Origin of the sequence: Acidianus manzaensis, from assembly GCF_002116695.1 — an archaeon.
GTDB classification, from domain to species: domain Archaea; phylum Thermoproteota; class Thermoprotei_A; order Sulfolobales; family Sulfolobaceae; genus Acidianus; species Acidianus manzaensis.
In genome coordinates this window covers 1,741,225-1,758,823 of the sequence record NZ_CP020477.1, presented here as the reverse complement: position 1 = coordinate 1,758,823, position 17,599 = coordinate 1,741,225, and the positions used below count along the sequence as shown (strand labels likewise).

Genomic DNA, 17,599 nt, shown 5'->3' with positions numbered 1-17,599 from the left:
GCTTTATTCTTATATACAGATAATAAGAGTTATGAAAGTACTTTTAGTAGCCAGCAAAGGAGACTTTGAAGAAGATGTGAGCAAAGTTACAGGAATAGGAAGATATGCCAGAGAAGTTTACAATGGTTTAGTTAATTCGGGAATTAACGTTTCTGCTTATCCAGTTTATGATTACTCTTCTTTTACTTCTTCCTTTCTAAGCATGATTAAAGGAATGCTTCACAACTATGCTGATTACGATATAATTCACTTGCTCTCTCCTAAACCTTTTTTTCCTATAAGGAAAGGCAAAGCAAGATGGATAACTACTGTTCACGACTTATTCTTCCTTAAATATAAAGAATCAAAGCCAACGCCAATGATGGAAAGATTTTACATAAAGAGCATATTAAGTTCTGATGCAATTATTGCAGTATCTAGTTTAATTAAGGAAGATGTTGAAAGACTGGGATATAAAGGGAAAGTATTTGTTGTTAATCCAGGAATTGGAGACGAATTTTTTACAGCTCCTATAAAAAGAGAAGAGAAGAAAAAAATAGTGAAGCTAGGTTATATAGGCAAACTTGATAGCGAGAGAAAAGACGTTATTAGGGGAATAAGGATATTTAAAAAATTAAAAGATGAGAATGTAATATTTGAACTTTGGGGAAGCTATAATCCTAACAGTGAGGTATTCAAGGAAATAAAAAAGGAAAGTGAAGACGACAGAAGGATAAAAATTATGGGTCCAGCACCAAATGAAAAGCTTATAGAGATTTATGATTCGTTTGATGCCTTATTCTTTCCCACTAAAGAAGAGGGCTTCGGTCTATCCATAATTGAAGCTCAAGCTAGGGGAGTTCCAGTCATAGTGTTCAAAAATGCTAGAATTCCGAAAGAAGTATGCGAATATTGTATAAAAATTGATGATGAGCTTCAATCAACAGACGAGATTACTAGTTTTAGAGACAAGTATTTTCAATCTTTAAGAGACTATGCTAGTCAATTCTCGTGGAAGAATTCAGTTAAGAAAGTTATTAATATATACAATAATCTAATAGATTTATAAGTAAATACAAAATATTAATTAGTAATGTCAGTATTAGATAAGGCTAAGTACGCTATACTATATTTTAATTTAAAGGTCTTACTCCATTAGTTTATCTATTTTTAGATATGTTTAGTGGAAAATATAGTGAAAAACGTGTTAAAGTTACCGTTGATAATTACACACTATTTTTACCATTATCTGCAATTAGAGAAATTCTATTATATGCTGGAAATAATAAAGTAGAGAGTTTTTACGTTGATACAAAAGAAAATTGTATTCTAATTAATTTGGATAAAATACCTATAAACGAAATTTGGGGAATTAGAGCTTATGTAAATGGTTGGAGATTTAAGAATGATGTATGGGTTTATAAAGATGTTAAATTAAAACACATGATCTTTACTGCTTATGAAACATTTAACGATGAAGAATACTACGATACAGGCATTAAAGGTCGAGAGGTAGTGGATGTAGGTGGAGGAATTGGAGATACTGCAGTATACTTTGCTAAAATGGGAGCATCTAAAGTAATTACAATAGAACCTCTTCCGATACTAATCGAAGAGATAAAGACAAATTTGAAACTAAATAATGTAGAGGATAAGGTAGTAGTACTAAACGCAGCGTTAGCTTCCTCCAAAGGAAAGATAAAAGTTCCAACAAATTATAATATATATTATTCATTTGCATATAAGGCTAATGATAGTGGTGAAATAGAAGTAGATAAAATTACCCTTACTGACGTTCTAAAAATAGTTAATGATCCATACCTTTTGAAGATGGATTGCGAGGGATGCGAATATGATATTATCATGAACGATTATGAAAATTTAAATAGATTTGAAAAGATTATTTTTGAGTTTCATTATCCTAAAAAAATTAATGAAGTACTAGACAAATTAGGGAATGATTTTATGTGTGAGGTTAAAAAGGGAAAAGTTACTTATCTTATTAGATGCAGCAAAAAGACATAAACTAGAAGAAAACGTGATAGGAAAAATCATCTATCTAACTCTTGTTTTTTAGGACAAATTAGATAAGAGCTCTTAAATTGAATCTCAATGTAAGTATGATAAATAAAGACTAGTTAAGATATTTTAGAATTTCATCTGCTACCTTATCCCAGCTTTTGTATCTATCTAGAAAATTATTAAGTTTTTCATTATATATTAAATTAAAATACTCTTCATCCTTCATTTTAAGGATATTTAGCGTATATTGAGCCATTGTTTTTACGTCGAATTCCTTAACAAACTTTACTGCATCTAAACCTTTATACGCACTTTTTGGACCAGGTAAGTCATAAGCGACTACTGGTGTGCCTAATGCCAAAGACTCTAAGATAACAAGAGAGAATGAATCAGTGTGGGATGAATATATTAATGCTCTAGCTTTACTAACTATTTTATATTTTTCCTCATCTGAGATAAACCCTAACCATTCTATGTTTTCCCTAAATTAAATTTCTTAATTAATTCAAAGAATTTTCTCTTCTCCATTTCATTACAGAATTTGCCAAACATTATAAGTTTAGCACTATCGTTTCTTTTGACTATTTCCCTCATTATATAAGGAATATCGAATATTCCTTTCAGATAATATAATCTAGCCAAAAATACTAAGTAATCTTCTTTATTTTTTGTTCTGTATTGCAAAAGCTCTTGATCAAACGCATTTCCAGGGTTAAGAATTTTAATCTTCTCGCTTTTTATTTTTAAACCTTGTATAGCTCCTTCACTTACTGATAATACATACTTAACGAGTGGATCCATTAAAATTCTTCCAAATTTAGCGATATTAATAAGGTTGTATCTATTCTTGAAACCAAATAGAGGATCTCCTAGTCCGTATTTTATACTACCGTATAGAAATCTTAATGAGTCTTCGTAAGTCCTTATTTCTGGATGAATTGTAGTAACTAGGGGTTTATTAGAAGTCTTAGCTATACAATATGCATCAAAAGATATCACGTTGTCACAATATATTTTTCTATTGAGAGATCTTAGAAATAACTTAGCCTTGTTTAATTTAGAAGACATATCCATATAAATGTAAGTAATAGGATCATATATTATTCTAACATCAGTTAAATACTCTAAGTATTTATGAATAATTTCCGAATAATTGAGTTTTTCACATTTTTAGAAAATCTGGAAAGTAAGCTTACTCCTTCTTAAGAAATTACAAATTTCCGCGTTATAATCTATGATTTCACTAGGAGGAGGCAATAAAAGTATATCAGTTTTCTTAGCTAATCTAGTTATAACTTCCTTAGAATGAACATCTCCTCCCCCGACAAATTTGATAAACGTCCTTACTGGTAAAACTACTCCTATCAATCTATCCTCATGCATATAAAATTTCAGCAAGGATTAAAATCTCTTCTTTAAAAATGATAGTTAATGAAAAGTATAACATCTACGATAGCGAGAATAAATGCCTATAGAAGAGTTTTTGACAACTGGCTATCCGTTATAGAGAAGTTACGTAGAGGAGAAAAATTAATTGAGATAATATATTAAAAGATAAACCTAGAGGGGAAAGCGTACAGCAAATTAAGTTATTAAAAATATTATAACTTTAGTTATTTAATTCTCAATATTATATATAATATAGAAAATTTTCTGATAAAATTTTATGTTATTAGTTCCAATTTTTGACTTTAAGTTTCATTATCAAGAAATGCTCTTTATATATACTAATGCATTCGCTTCCTCTCAATTATTGAAATAGCAACTAAAAGCACCGAAACGCCTAAAAGCGCATACTGAAGAATTGGATACTCAACGTGTACGTTAGCACCTCTTTGAGCAGAAATTGTTATGATACGAAAGATATGGGCTGAAGGAAAAGTTATGTTGACTATCATATAGGGAGAAGATACAGTAAGCGTTACTGAACCTTCACCTAATTCGTTAGTATATCCAGAGACGTATTCCTTATTATTAACATAAACTATATAAGGTTGATGAGGAAAAGTTACTGATGTTCCTGATACTAAAAAGTCACAAATTGTGACAATATCTAGATTATCTAATCTTACTCCTACGTAAGAAAAATTCCACGGGATACATGTTTGTATATCTACCAAATATTTAGATCCATTTATGATTATACAATTTACAAAAGTATCTCCATTAGCGTTACTCAGTATTACCGTATAATTAAATGGATAAGTAGTATTTATCCAAATTCCACTTTGTGGTCCAACTTTAGGAAGCGATGCCAAATCAACCCATCCTTTAGTTTCATTATGAACCCATAGTACTCCAGTAAATGTTAGCAGAACTCCTGTAAAGTTATCTTGATAGAGATCAGAAATATGAGTATTGAGATTTCCTCCATATATTGCTATCCCTGGATTCCAATAATACGGAGTATCTACTTTACCTATGAAAGTAATGGTTATTTCATTAGATATGTTTTGAATATGGAAAACTGCGTAAGCTCCACCAATAGGAATCCCTTGAAGTACTAACGGTGAAGTACTTATTTCTCTTACTCCAGGCGTGATGAAAGGAAATGCTGTGCTATTTATACTTTGCTGAACTAAAGTAAAATTTATTGAGATTTTATTACCTATATAGACTTCTTTAGGATATTGAACACAAATAGATGCTGAAAATGAAAGTATAGGCAATAAAAAAAGTAAAAGAAGTAATAATACTAACAATCTCATGTGTTAAATTAGCTAATTGTATAAATAAAACTTTTCCCTCGACTATTATGAGTGTGGACATAGTATCGTTACTGAACTGCAAATTACGCTACTAAAGCTAGTTCAGATAAAAGCAGAGCGGGAGTGTTCTCATGCAGTCATCTTATTCGATATCATATAGTAAAATTATATCAAGTTTTCTCTAATATACTGTACTCCATTCAAGTAAGCCTCATTTAAGGGAGTTCTCTCATTTGAAAATACGTGAGGGTACATTACATTCAACAAGGCCAAACTGTACTCCGTCATTCTCATACTCAATGCGTATATTAACTTGATGGCGGACCTGGCGAAGTCCCTGTCGTGCTTAGCATGTTTAGTTTGGTTCTTAACTTTCATATGTCTAGGTTCGCCCTAGCTTATGCAAATTTTTCTCCAGAAATTAGTCTTCTCTTAATATTTTCTGTATTTTGTTCATTTCGTTTTTTACGCTAAGAATGAGATTCCCATACTGACGTCGTTATGTATCCGATGTGAATATAATGTTTATATATTTAGTAAGAGACAATGAAAAAGATGGATAAATTAAATAAAATTCTTATGAGGCTATTAACATTAGGATTTAGATCTACTAATATATTAACTTATTATACACTGCTAGCAAAACTTGGAATAGATTACCTTAAAAATGGGAATAAAAAACAAGGCTACTTATTTGACTTAGCTAAGGATCTTTGTGAAAAAAACATAAACTTTAAGGTTTACGGAGTTAAACTTTCATTAGAACCTTGCTTTTGGCCACCATTATATAGTCTTTTTATCTCTACTAGTGAGCCAGTTAGTTTCAAATATTTTCTAGAGTTCGTTAAAGACGGGGGAGTTGTAGTTGACGTTGGTGCAAATGTAGGCATATATTCTTTAATTGCAGCTAAATATGCTGAAAGGGTTTTTGCTATTGAGGCAAATCCTGAGATTATTCCAATACTAAACTACAACATAACGTTAAATGATTTTAAAAATGTAACAGTAATAAACAAGGCTGTGAGCGACTCTGAAGGGAAGGTAAAGCTTTACTTAGGGAAAGCTCATGAAGTTTCAAGTATTCTTCCGTCATTCATGGAAGGGTATACATATTCTAAGTATGTAGAAGTTGAGTCAACAACCCTTGATAACTTGCTTTCTGGAGTTTCAGTAAACCTATTGAAGATTGATGTTGAAGGTGCAGAGGTTAACGTATTGAGAGGTGCTAAAGAAACTCTAAAGAAAGCAAAAAGGATAATTATAGAGGTTAGAAATAATACCGAACAAAAAGTTTTAGATATACTTAAGCAAAATAATTTTGAGATAGTAACTATAGAAGAAGGAACAAAAAACATAATCGCTGAAAAAAGTGAAAGCTAAAGAGAAAAATATTATAATCTCTACATGGGCTATTCAGATTTCCTTTGCGATTTCTATTTGTATAAGTATAGTGAGAATTGAATATATACTAAGAGGCTATTCAAGGATTTATTGTGAATTATGATTTTCTTCATTTTAGTATGATTCAATATAGTTAGATATAAAATCCTCTAGATCAGATAAATCGCCTAGAAAGCAGAGGATGAGTAACAATCTGTTAAGATTATTCGGAGTTCACCATCTTCCGAGAAAAACTAATATTATAGAAGTAATATAAATTATTCCTCATACCTATCACTCCTAAACACCAGGCCTGTAACCTTTAACGAGAAAGTCCTAATACCTGCAGTACTGCTTGTAAGAACTCAGTATATTCCTTCATATCAATGTCTTCTAAAAGCATCCTTATCAGCCCCCTAAAGCTATCTTTGAATTTGTCAGAGCGAGTACAAGATCATTAAGGTCACTTAGTTTATGTGTTACAAATGTTAACGTTTATTATTCTAAGAGGATACTGTTAGAATAATATATGATATGATATTATGGAAAGAAGTGAGGGGAGGAGTATACAATATTCCTGGAGGGCAAAAGTATAACGTTCTTGACTTGGTGAAGATGATGGGTGAGATAATGGGGAAGGAAGTTAAAGTTAAGTTCGTTGGCGATAGGCCTGGGCATGATAGAAGATATTGCATGACCACGAAACTTAAGTATGAGGTTACACCGTTGAAGGAGGGGTTGAGAAAGACTGTGGAGTAGTATTTGAATAATAGATAGTGGGAGGATTTAATAAAGGATAAGTTCTTTACTGAAGATGAACCTTGGAAGGAATAATGTACTTTACATCAAGTGATTGTGTTGAATAATGATCAGTCTTTTTATTAGCAAATGGAAAAAGAAAACTTACTTGCTAAATCCAAAGTATATCTGTTTACTTCCATTACCTAGCTCATTTTTAACGTGTAAAGTGATGCTTTCTAATATCTTAAAGGGCAATATCTCCTCCTAACTTACTTAGTAATTTTGGAAATGTATCATTCTCGTCTAAACAACTACTAAGTATAAAGTCAGAAATAGATGAAGAAACTAAATTACGTTAACAACTTGCTTAAAATTTTTGACACGAACTTCAAACCACGCGGTAAGAAATCTTCAATTATTTTAACGTCTTCTTTAGTGATTATTCTAAACATTTTAAACACTAAAAGGATAAGAAGAATAAGAAGAAAATCTAGAAACGGTGGATCCATAGCCTCATAAATTCCTACTATGGGTAAAAGGGAAAGTAAAACTATTTCTTTTCTTCCAGTTGAGAACACCGACGTTCTTATAGAGTAGAATATGATAAAGAGAGAAGAAATTGTAGCTACTATAACTTGAGATATAGCACCGCCCATTATTCCTATCCTCGGAATTAATAAATAGGAAGTGAGTAAGACTAAACTTCCGTTCAAGGTTGAAAGGATAAGAAAAGGCCTTAAATTTCTCTTGAACGCTATAATAAAATACATAAGAGAGCCTATAGGGAACGGAAGAGTGGACGAAATTAAGAGTAAAACGAAGACATCTAATCCCTCTTTATAATTAGGAAAGAAGTGAATAATTACTATCTCACCTATCGGAATAGAAATTATTACTACTAGAAAAGTCAAAAGTGAGAGGAGTCTAAAAGAAAGAGATGACATCTTCTTTTCATCCTTACCTAAAGCCTTATAAAATGATGCGGTAGGTAATAGAACATTATTTAAAGCTCCTAAAATCATTGACGGAACTCCGGCAACTAAAGCTGAAAACTGGTAAATTCCCAGATAATAAGAACCTAATAAATATGCAGTAGTCACTCTATCCCCTTGGGAAGAAAGAAAACTAGCTGAAGAAGATAAATAAACAGGTAAACCTTCCCTAAAATGCCTAAAGAGAAAGGCAAAGTCTGGCGTAGGTAGCACTAATCCAACCTTTTTACTAATAAATGTGTAATTCATAGATACTGAGAGTATTCCTCCCAAAGTCCATATTTCAACGAAGAGATATATATTGTGGTAGAGAACAGCGATTATTGCTATCCCCCATCTTATGACTAGAAAGGAGTTTCCAGTAATCGCAGATTCTGTAAACATATCCATTCCTATCATTATTGCTACCATTACGCTATTAAGGAGGTAAAGGAGGAGATAAGGTATTGCTAACTTAACATAATCTGGAAAGAAAAGAAGGATAAGGAAAATCGGTAAAACTAGAAAAGGGAGCGAAAGGAATTTTCCTACTACCTCTTTAGTTATCTCTTTTCTAGCATAGAGATAAGATATTTCCCTAGTTATTATTTGGCCTGGAATAAAGTAAAAGAAAGCCGACGTAACTACCTCAAGTAATTGAAGTATTGCAACTTTTCCAAAGAATGCTGGATTAGAAATTTTCGCTGTAATAATGAAGAATATTAAAGCAATTATTACATTAGTAGTAGTAACGCTAAGACTCTTCAATGCATTCTTAATAGGATTCATTCAGTTTTAGCTCTTTGAAAGAAAAATATTAAAGCTTTTAGGGTTTACTTTGTGTATTGCTTCACAATTTATCTATATTTTCATAAAAGAACAAGGCTTTCTCCATATCATATAGAAAGGTCTTTAAGTGACTTTAGAAATGTTGACCTTTATACTATATGAGTATAAACTAATAATGAATAATTTAAATTTATCGCTTAGTCTAGAATTTAGTGAAATTTATACAATAATATTTAAGAAAATTGAAGAGCTCGCCAAAACACATTGTGAAGTAGTAATGTTAATGGTTAATTAGTATTATATCTTCTTTGAACTTATATAGAGACTATCAGGCTCTATTAAGGTCATATGATGCTGTTAAAAGAAGTGAAGAACACATAAAAATACTATTGTATATTATAAAGTCTTTTTCTTCTTAATATAATACAATTCTATCTATTAACTTTCATTCTAATTACGAAATTTTATAAATTAAAAAGAATTATTCTATATAATTATTTTTGTAAAATGAATTTAAAATCTATTGTAATCTCTCCTTCCGGCATTATTTATCATGCAGCACTTCTTCTCTTGATAGAGGAGATAAGTGACTCTGTCTTCTTTCACTTAAAGTATTCCTCTAGGTATTCTAAAGTGTTTCAAATGAGCATCATGTCTCTTCCACTTTCCTACATTTATATTCATATTGGTAAATTTTTAAACTAACTTCCAATATCTTGAACTATGAAATCTGCTGTAAATATTGGCAGTTTATAAGCGCTATAATTATATTGCTCAGGCGTTAAACTCAATACTATCGCAGACAATATTACCCGATCAGGTAATTGTAGTAGCAGGTAATGTGAATATGTTAAAAAGAAATATGTTCTCAATTAAGGAAATACCAAACCTTACTGTAATTGAAGCTAATTACCCTCAATATGGTAAAAAGATTTCTGCTGCATTAGATAATTTGGATGATGTTGATGTAGTGTTTTTCTTGACGACGATGATATGTTTAAAAATAACAAAATTGAATATATAAGAAGTATTTTTGAGAAAAACGACAATATAGTAATGGTTCACAATCATCAAGAATACATAGACGATCATGGAATTAGGATAGAAAACTTTTTTTACTAAAACGCTGGATCAAAGTCAGCCTCATGAACGGCTAATTATAAATTCAAGGAATATCTCAATCGTATATAGGCATTATCCAGGAATTCTTTTTAATAATTCTTCAATTAGTATTAGAAAGTATATTCTAGATAAATACAAATTTTTTATAAGTAATACTGATCTTGCTCTAGATTCTGCCTTATTATTTGCTTCATTATTAGAAGGCAATGTATTGCATATTCCAGATAAATTAACATATTACAGAGTGGGATCTGGATCTAGTAGCTACGGAAAATTTAGTAATTATAGCGAATTTCTTGAAAATGAGCATAAAATAGCATGCGGAGATAATAGGAATCTAGAGGATTTGAGAAAAATGTTACAACTTGTGAATAATTGTGACAGCTGCAAAGCTCCAGTGGAAGTTGAAATTCTAAATAAAGAGACTTACCTATATTTATTACGTGGATATTTTAATTGTACCTATGAGGCAAAAATTCCCTCATATCTCTCATTAGTCGTTAAGTGTATTCGATACCTTATCAAGAAGGAAATTTCATTATCTGAATTTATGTTTCGCTTAGCTCTGATAAGTTTGCCATTAGCTCCTGGCAAAAGGAGAGGAGCAGAATTTTACCTAAAGAGGAAATTTAAGCGTTTATCAGAAAAAGAATAAAATGGACATATAAGAGGCTAGCTATTTGTGGTCAAACATTTAGTGTACAATGCTCTTATCCTTTTCCTCCTCTTCCATAATTAAGTTGAGTCCACTTCTTTATTATAACACCTTATATTAATTACTGCTGGAAAACACAGCATAGCTCTGCTAGGAGTGTTCTCATACAGTCGTCTTATTCGATAGATATCTGTAAAAATATTAGGGTAGGGCAGAAATCTCTTCAAGGATTTTTATAGTCGTTACAACGAGTGGACTTGAGGACGTGTGGGATTGAAAAGACTTATGTGCGAGGAGTTCGAGGTTCTTTAGATAGGTGCCATGAACCTCATGCACAACCTAAGAAATTTAAACCTTAAGCCCAGAAAGCATAGTCTGGAGGAAATCGCCATTACAGCTTACGTGATGAGAGTACAGTCACGAAGCTCGGGATACACTCCACGTTGTATTACTACACCAGGAAACTCGGGGTAAAGAGGCCGGTGCAACTCGGACAGCTTAGTAAGGTTCTTCGAGAGGGAAGAGCAAGTACAGATGTAAGGTCTGCGGTAGGGTCTTTTACGACGCTAGTCACAGGATGAGCAGAAGGAGAGGATCTTGAAGGAGTACACCAACAGGATGAGCTTGAGGAAAGGACCTTGACCACGATTTACAGCTTTGTGAAAAGGACCTTGAAGGCTTATGTTAACCTGTTGATCCTGCACAATTGAAGGCGAAGTTCGCGGTCATAGACGGGAGTTGGACTTACACGTGAGACGCTGTCCAAAACGACAGAACCTCTGGAATGCTTTGATCGACGGAATCCCTTCGTCACCAGTGATATGACTATAACACCTTCCTCCGGAGTTCTCTTCCCAAGTGCGACTACACCGACTACTCAATTTATCAAGACCTCGACTGCGTCGTAGGCACTGCGTGGAGAGTTACAACTCGTTCTGTAGGTACTTAGCTCGGCTAGCCAGGGGGACGAACGTTAACAGGAGCAGAGGCATGATGGACTGACCTTGTTGAACGTCATGTACCCGCAAGTTTTCTCAGATAAGGAAACTCCCTTGAACCTATTTGAGCGGAGTACAGTATATTAGAGATCATCTGATATAATTTTACATGCACTTATCGAATAAGATGACTGCATGAGAACACTCCCCATAATACTTAAAAGAGACCAGAATGATACAGCACGAAAAACAATAAGATAGTAATCTAATACTATTCCATATAGTTATTTATCAATAAGATATAAAACACTCGTGAAAATGAACTGTAGTCTAATCGCATTGAAGTATTGTAGTGTCTTTCTGGCCTCTTTCTATCGAGAACGTTAAAAATCTTCCCTTAACACTTTTTCGAATCTATCTACTGTAGAACTCCATGTAAATTTTTTGGCAGTTTCTAGTCCATTTTCAATAAGTTTTTCTCTTAATTTATCATCTTGTAAAACCTTGGCTAAATAGTCTACTAAAGTTTTTGTATCGCCCGCATCAGCTATTAGAGCGTTATAGCCATTTATTGCATAATCTCTAGAACCTTTATTATCAGTCATTACTACAGGAGTACCACAAGCCATAGCTTCTAATGGAGGTAATCCAAAACCTTCAGCATACGATGTATAAAGAAATGCATCTGATGTAGAATAAAGTTTAGCTAAAGTTTCATCATCTACATTGAAGAAAGAAGAAAATTTAAAGTTTATTCCAATAGTTTTTAAATAACTATTTATCAATTTCTTTCTTCCTACTATTATTGCATGAACAGGAATTTTTTTATTAATATCATTTAAAGTTTTTATTGTAATTTCGTCTCCCTTATATTTATCTCCTCGTAGTATTATCATAACTTTCTTTTTCTTGTCGTTTTCATAATGTTTCTTTCTAGGTCTAAAAATATTTAAATCAACTCCAGGGTGAGCTACTACAACTTTGGCTGAAGGATTGTTATCAAGAATGAGTTGTCTCAAATAATTAGAGACTGCAACAAAAGAGAAAGGTAATTTCAGTGATAATAGAAACCTTTTAAGTTCGATCGTGCCTTCATTGGATTCTACTAATTCAGGGAAATCTTGCATTAAATAAAATGGTTTTGAATAATTATTTGAAAGTAAGACTGAAAAAGCTGTTAAATAATAAGTAGCAACCATTACATCGCTACTAAAATTTTGAATAAACTCTGCGAGCTCATATATAACATCAGATTTTATACCAAGACGTAAAGCGGAGGATAAAAGAAAGTCGTATGGTTTGATTTTTATATTACTATCATATCTCAGATATGCATATAATTGAAATAATTTATAAAGAATATTATTAATTTTATTAAACTTTGGTTCTTTATAAATTACTTCTACTTTTAACCCTTTAAACCAACTATGATCTCCAGCTAACGATAAAATTTTAACGTCATGCCCTTTATTCTTTAATCCATTTGCTACTTCGAATATATATCTCACGCCACCAGTTAAACCAGTGGAAATCAAAACGAATGAGATCTTCATAACTTCAATATACTAGTTGAGATTATAAATATTTAGTATATCCATTAGTGTAGCATTAGTAATAAATTCTTAGCTCAACATTTTATAATCAAGGAAAATTTTTCTGGCAATTCAGATTTCTATTATGAGATTGTTTTATTTCTATAAAGTTATATAAACATAACTGATCTTACACTTTTGAGTAATGTCAATATGGGTTTAGGTGGAAGTAATATTATGAAGAGTTAAATAATTCAACGATCTTCACCAACCTCCCTAGGAACTGGAGCTATTAAATAAAGAGGGGACTGAGAAGATCAACCCAAAGTATCAGAGGAGAAAGAGCTTGAAGAGGTGGGGTTATACGAGGTGTAGATTCCTCAAGAGAGCGTCTCAAGTATAAATAATTGAATAAAAATAGTAAGAAAGAAATATAATATTATAGAAACTGAAAAATTAAATACAATTATATCTTTCAATATAACACTAGATTAATATTATCTTGACCCTTAGAACTCTTGACAAGATGAACGCAGTGGTGTTTCACCAAATTATCTCACTTGAAAGATATAATATAAGTCCTTTCAAAAAGAGATTGATATAGAGAAAAACAATAAAATTATTATGAAACATAACATGTTAATGAAATTTGCAATAAACATAGCGTGTAGATTTAGATTAAAGAAACGAAATATGAATTAGTATGACCTCGTTAACTGCCTTTTCCAATGCCTTATAGTACTCCTCCCTCGTCAATTCTTTGGTCATACAAAAATTAAAGGTTCTAATTTTAAAAAGTTTTTATGGGCCTCTTGAACTGCCAGGATTTTCCGATAAATGCTATATGAATTTTTATCACGCAGTTAGAACGGCGTGCATAACGTCCTCTGTACGCCGAGGAAGTTTAAGAAGTTAGCGAGGAACTCAACTCCTTTTTAGATGCATGTGTTATGATTTACATAACGGAATCACGAAGTCCCTCGCTTTAACCCTTCCCTGGTCACTTTCCTAGACCTCCCCTCTCCCCTTGATAATACTAAACAAATGATATTACGCACTATATACAAACTCCTTTTTTAACCTTCTTTTCGTTTAATCTAAAAACTTTTTGATAATGTTGTTGAAATAGGCCGATTTTTTCAACTATCACCTGATATTTTCCCCTAACATAGAAATTACATCATTTCTAGTAAAATTGGTGAAACACAACTGTTGTGGGTGGTATTAAGCGTTTCCCAAGACCTGAATCCTTCGTTGCTTATTGCGGTTTAGACCCGATAGTTGAGAGGAGTGGTAGGATTGAGGTTAGAAAGGGTATCTCCAAGAGGGGTAACAAGTATTTGCGTAGCTTGTTTTATTTCCTTGCCGAGACTCAATATTCGCGTAACCCAACTCTCCTTTAAGTTCTACGAAACCCACAAGGACAAACTGAAGGGTAAGAAGTTGTACACTGCCTTAGCTAGGATAGTGTGGAGTGTTTGGTATAATAATGTGAGGTGAAGTGACCCTCCCCTATCACGTGGATTGAAAGAGATCCGCGTGGCAATAGTAGCTGATACTATGCTCAAAATTGGACCAAAAGATTTATTACTGAACGCCCTCACACATAAGCTTTTTCAGAGGCTGTTTTCACGTTTTAATTCATTGGCTGCATCTCGATCGAAACGATTAATTGTGAAAATTTCTAACCTAATTTAATTTTACTATATGATATCGAATAAGATGACTGCATGAGAACACTCCTTGTCAATACAATATTCTCAAGGGGCGATTCAAGTGTCCTTTGCGAATTCACTTTATTTCGAAGATAACTAGAAATTAACTAAATGAAGATGACTAACTAACAAAGATAGACGATCACCAATGTTAACATTTTTACAACAGTATCATTTAGAAAATACAATTCGCAAAGAAGACCTGAATGGCCCATTCTCAAGCAATCTAAGGGAAAGCTTTAATATTTTTCTTTCAAAGAGCTAAAACTGAATGAATCCTATTAAGAATGCATTGAAGAGTCTTAGCGTTACTACTACTAATGTAATAATTGCTTTAATATTCTTCATTATTACAGCGAAAATTTCTAATCCAGCATTCTTTGGAAAAGTTGCAATACTTCAATTACTTGAGGTAGTTACGTCGGCTTTCTTTTACTTTATTCCAGGCCAAATAATAACTAGGGAAATATCTTATCTCTATGCTAGAAAAGAGATAACTAAAGAGGTAGTAGGAAAATTCCTTTCGCTCCCTTTTCTAGTTTTACCGATTTTCCTTATCCTTCTTTTCTTTCCAGATTATGTTAAGTTAGCAATACCTTATCTCCTCCTTTACCTCCTTAATAGCGTAATGGTAGCAATAATGATAGGAATGGATATGTTTACAGAATCTGCGATTACTGGAAACTCCTTTCTAGTCATAAGATGGGGGATAGCAATAATCGCTGTTCTCTACCACAATATATATCTCTTCGTTGAAATATGGACTTTGGGAGGAATACTCTCAGTATCTATGAATTACACATTTATTAGTAAAAAGGTTGGATTAGTGCTACCTACGCCAGACTTTGCCTTTCTCTCTATATACTTTGCAGCTCTTCTTCTCTTTTCTTTTCCTATTCTTTTTGCTCTTCAAATCTCTTTTAGCTAAATCTTCCTTCTCTTCTTTCCTCACTTTCCTTCTTTCTCTTAATTCCCTGCCTAAGCTCTTCATCAGCTTCTCTTTTCTCTACTCACTTTGCTCTTCTTCAAAGCTGCTTTACTCTTTTTTCTTCTTTCTAACTGCTCTTCTACTTTCCTCAGTCCTTCCTTATTCTTTCTGTCTCTCTGCAGCTCTTCTTATCTAAATAGGACCTATGCCCTCACTTCTCTTTTCTATTCTTCTTTCTCATTTCTCTTTTCATATTATCTAAAAGTCTCTTCAATTTTCAAATCAACATTATATAATCCTCTCTTCTTCTCACTGCTCTTTTTTCTTTACTTCTAACTGTCTGCTCTCTCACTTCCTTAACTGTCTTCTACTCCTCCTTACTCTCTCACTATCTCTTTTTTAAGAATCTACATAGGATTTTCTCAAATCTGCATTACTTACTCTTTCCTCTTCTTCTCTTTCCTTCTTTTCGTATTCTCTAAATATTTCAAATCAACATATAATCCACTCTTCTTCTAATCTATTCTTTTTCATATTTCTCTTTTAAGAGATTTTAACCCAATATATAAGGGGCTTCGCCCCTTAACCCCACTAATAGGGCTATCGCCCTATAACCCAACCTAATAACCTACTATTCTTAGGGTCAACTAACTATCTAGATCAACTTAACAGACTACTAACCTACTAAACTAGTATAAGGGGTTTCACCCCTTAACCCCACTCTGGACCTACTAAAGGACCTACTTTAAACTGACTGTCTGACTAAACAAACTTCTGACCTACCTACTATGGACCTAACTACAGAACCAGCTTCTATTGGACCTACTAACTGGCTTTCCAGACCAACTACTAAACTCCAGATCCCTACTTTCTAACTGACTGACTTTAAGGGGGGCCAATGAAAATGGGACAGGCAAAAAAATTGCAATAAAAAGTAAATAAATTCAAACATATAAAAAATAAATTTTTAGAAAGTTGTGAGAAAAAGTAAAATATATAGATTGCTAAAATTTCGCAAATAGTAAGAAAAAGTGAAAAAGTAAGTTTCATAAAGTCGCAAAAAAGTGAAGTGCGCATATAGGGGAAGAAAGGTCCACTCAGGGCGGATCCTATTTTTATTATTTAGGTATAATACACCCCCATAATTCGTTAACTCCCCAGTTTACCAGCATTTACTACTACTAAGAAAGTGAAAAGGCCCAGATGAATTTTGTAAACGAAAATCCCAGCCCAGGTAGTTTCTTTAATGTAAGGCCTCTCATCTTCTAAAATTTTTCTAAAAGTTAAAGTAAAAAATGAATTAGTCTTATAAGAGTGTAATTTAGTCTGTGTAAAAATACGTAAAATTGAAAGAAATATAAAAGTTCTGTGTTTGTTTTTATTTTTTGTTTTTGTGTTAGTAGTAGTATATATTAGGAAATCTTTATAAAGAGAATTTAGGATTTGTTTCAGTACACTGGGGAGTTAACTCAAAAAATTAAGCTACTTTTAGAAAGATTTTTTGAAAATAAACTCCCCAGTTAACGCATGTTAGAATTTTTATTCCAAGCAAGAGAAATTAGGTTGATAACGTTAGTTAGTCGTTATCCTCTTACTGAAGAAGTGATTTATCTAACCTGGCCTTAAGGATCTGCCCGCTTCTCAGTCTGAACGCGAATACGATTCTCCTTAGCGTGAACTCCTTGAGTATTTCTTCTACCCTGGTCAGCGTTATTTTTCTATTCCTCTTCCTTACAGCATAATATACCTGCTCAGCTATGGTTTCGTCCCTTGAATTTTCTATGTATTTGCTTTCGTAAAACACTCTTAGAACTTCCGTCTCATCTTCATCTAACCTATGGCCCAAAATTTCCTCGGCCTTCTCCTTCACTTTTTCGAAACTACCCTTGGATTCGAGAATCTTCCTGGCAGCTTCGGTGAGTGAGTAAACGTTCACGTTGTTTACTTTCCGGACCTTCACCCAACCCTTCACGATATACCTCTTCAATCTGGGGTAAATCTCCTTAGATTCAGTTTTGATTAAGTTTGCTAATTGTTTTGCCAATTTAGGCCCAGAGTGTAATTCCTTGAATAATGTTGCCATATTTTTGGATCTGAAGGGTAGAGTAATTTCCATCAT

Annotated in this window: 12 protein-coding genes and 5 pseudogenes; 9 read left to right on the top strand and 8 right to left on the bottom strand. The window is 32.8% G+C overall.

Going from position 1 to position 17,599, the window contains the following annotated elements; translation table 11 throughout:
- The first annotated feature begins 31 nt into the window (after positions 1-31).
- Positions 32-1,048 (top strand): glycosyltransferase, encoded by a 1,017-nt coding sequence (locus B6F84_RS08900; RefSeq protein ID WP_148691909.1) that lies wholly within the window; start codon positions 32-34, stop codon positions 1,046-1,048.
- A gap of 107 nt (positions 1,049-1,155) precedes the next feature.
- Positions 1,156-2,004 (top strand): FkbM family methyltransferase, encoded by an 849-nt coding sequence (locus B6F84_RS08895; RefSeq protein WP_148691908.1) that lies wholly within the window; start codon positions 1,156-1,158, stop codon positions 2,002-2,004.
- Positions 2,005-2,113: 109 nt separating this feature from the next.
- Here B6F84_RS08895 and B6F84_RS14075 read toward each other — a convergent pair whose 3' ends face one another.
- The 5 genes and pseudogenes from B6F84_RS14075 to B6F84_RS08880 form a co-directional block, all read right to left on the bottom strand.
- A complete protein-coding gene (locus tag B6F84_RS14075) occupies positions 2,114-2,434 on the bottom strand; it encodes a glycosyltransferase (RefSeq protein WP_236749113.1) in 321 nt (106 codons plus the stop codon).
- A 38-nt stretch (positions 2,435-2,472) separates the two neighbouring features.
- Entirely contained in the window at positions 2,473-3,069 is a 597-nt protein-coding gene (locus B6F84_RS14070; protein WP_236748931.1) for a glycosyltransferase family protein, read from the bottom strand.
- 102 nt (positions 3,070-3,171) lie between these two features.
- Complete coding sequence (locus B6F84_RS14065; RefSeq protein ID WP_236748930.1) at positions 3,172-3,399, bottom strand: hypothetical protein; 228 nt, start codon at positions 3,397-3,399, stop codon at positions 3,172-3,174.
- A gap of 329 nt (positions 3,400-3,728) precedes the next feature.
- Entirely contained in the window at positions 3,729-4,709 is a 981-nt protein-coding gene (locus B6F84_RS08885; protein WP_148691907.1) for a hypothetical protein, read from the bottom strand.
- A 165-nt stretch (positions 4,710-4,874) separates the two neighbouring features.
- Positions 4,875-5,006 (bottom strand): annotated as a pseudogene (locus B6F84_RS08880) (IS1 family transposase); the annotation flags it as partial.
- A 258-nt stretch (positions 5,007-5,264) separates the two neighbouring features.
- Here B6F84_RS08880 and B6F84_RS08875 point away from each other — a divergent pair.
- Entirely contained in the window at positions 5,265-6,089 is an 825-nt protein-coding gene (locus B6F84_RS08875) for an FkbM family methyltransferase (protein WP_187152668.1), read from the top strand.
- A gap of 507 nt (positions 6,090-6,596) precedes the next feature.
- Positions 6,597-6,866, top strand: a pseudogene (locus B6F84_RS08870) (dTDP-glucose 4,6-dehydratase); the annotation flags it as partial.
- 314 nt (positions 6,867-7,180) lie between these two features.
- On the opposite strand, the gene B6F84_RS08865 reads toward B6F84_RS08870, so the two are convergent.
- The gene (locus tag B6F84_RS08865; protein WP_148691905.1) at positions 7,181-8,590 is read right to left on the bottom strand and encodes an oligosaccharide flippase family protein; all 1,410 of its coding nucleotides are present in this window, start codon (positions 8,588-8,590) and stop codon (positions 7,181-7,183) included.
- Positions 8,591-9,332: 742 nt separating this feature from the next.
- Between B6F84_RS08865 and B6F84_RS08860 the strand changes: the two genes are divergently transcribed.
- The 3 genes and pseudogenes from B6F84_RS08860 (at position 9,333) to B6F84_RS08850 (ending at position 11,468) form a co-directional block, all read left to right on the top strand.
- Entirely contained in the window at positions 9,333-9,614 is a 282-nt protein-coding gene (locus tag B6F84_RS08860) for a hypothetical protein (RefSeq protein ID WP_148691904.1), read from the top strand.
- Between the two features lie 309 nt (positions 9,615-9,923).
- On the top strand, positions 9,924-10,367 hold the full coding sequence (locus B6F84_RS08855) for a hypothetical protein (protein ID WP_148691903.1): 444 nt from the start codon (positions 9,924-9,926) through the stop codon (positions 10,365-10,367).
- 321 nt (positions 10,368-10,688) lie between these two features.
- Positions 10,689-11,468: pseudogene (locus B6F84_RS08850) on the top strand (IS1-like element transposase).
- A 220-nt stretch (positions 11,469-11,688) separates the two neighbouring features.
- Here the strand turns inward: B6F84_RS08850 and B6F84_RS08845 are convergent.
- On the bottom strand, positions 11,689-12,858 hold the full coding sequence (locus B6F84_RS08845; RefSeq protein WP_148691902.1) for a glycosyltransferase family 4 protein: 1,170 nt from the start codon (positions 12,856-12,858) through the stop codon (positions 11,689-11,691).
- A 1,190-nt stretch (positions 12,859-14,048) separates the two neighbouring features.
- On the opposite strand from B6F84_RS08845, the pseudogene B6F84_RS08835 reads away from it, so the two are divergent.
- Positions 14,049-14,337, top strand: a pseudogene (locus B6F84_RS08835) (transposase); the annotation flags it as partial.
- Positions 14,338-14,823: 486 nt separating this feature from the next.
- A pseudogene (locus B6F84_RS08830) lies at positions 14,824-15,420 on the top strand (MATE family efflux transporter); the annotation flags it as partial.
- Positions 15,421-17,071: 1,651 nt separating this feature from the next.
- Here B6F84_RS08830 and B6F84_RS08825 read toward each other — a convergent pair.
- The gene (locus B6F84_RS08825; RefSeq protein ID WP_236748929.1) at positions 17,072-17,596 is read right to left on the bottom strand and encodes a conjugal transfer protein; all 525 of its coding nucleotides are present in this window, start codon (positions 17,594-17,596) and stop codon (positions 17,072-17,074) included.
- Between the last annotated feature and the right edge of the window lie 3 nt (positions 17,597-17,599).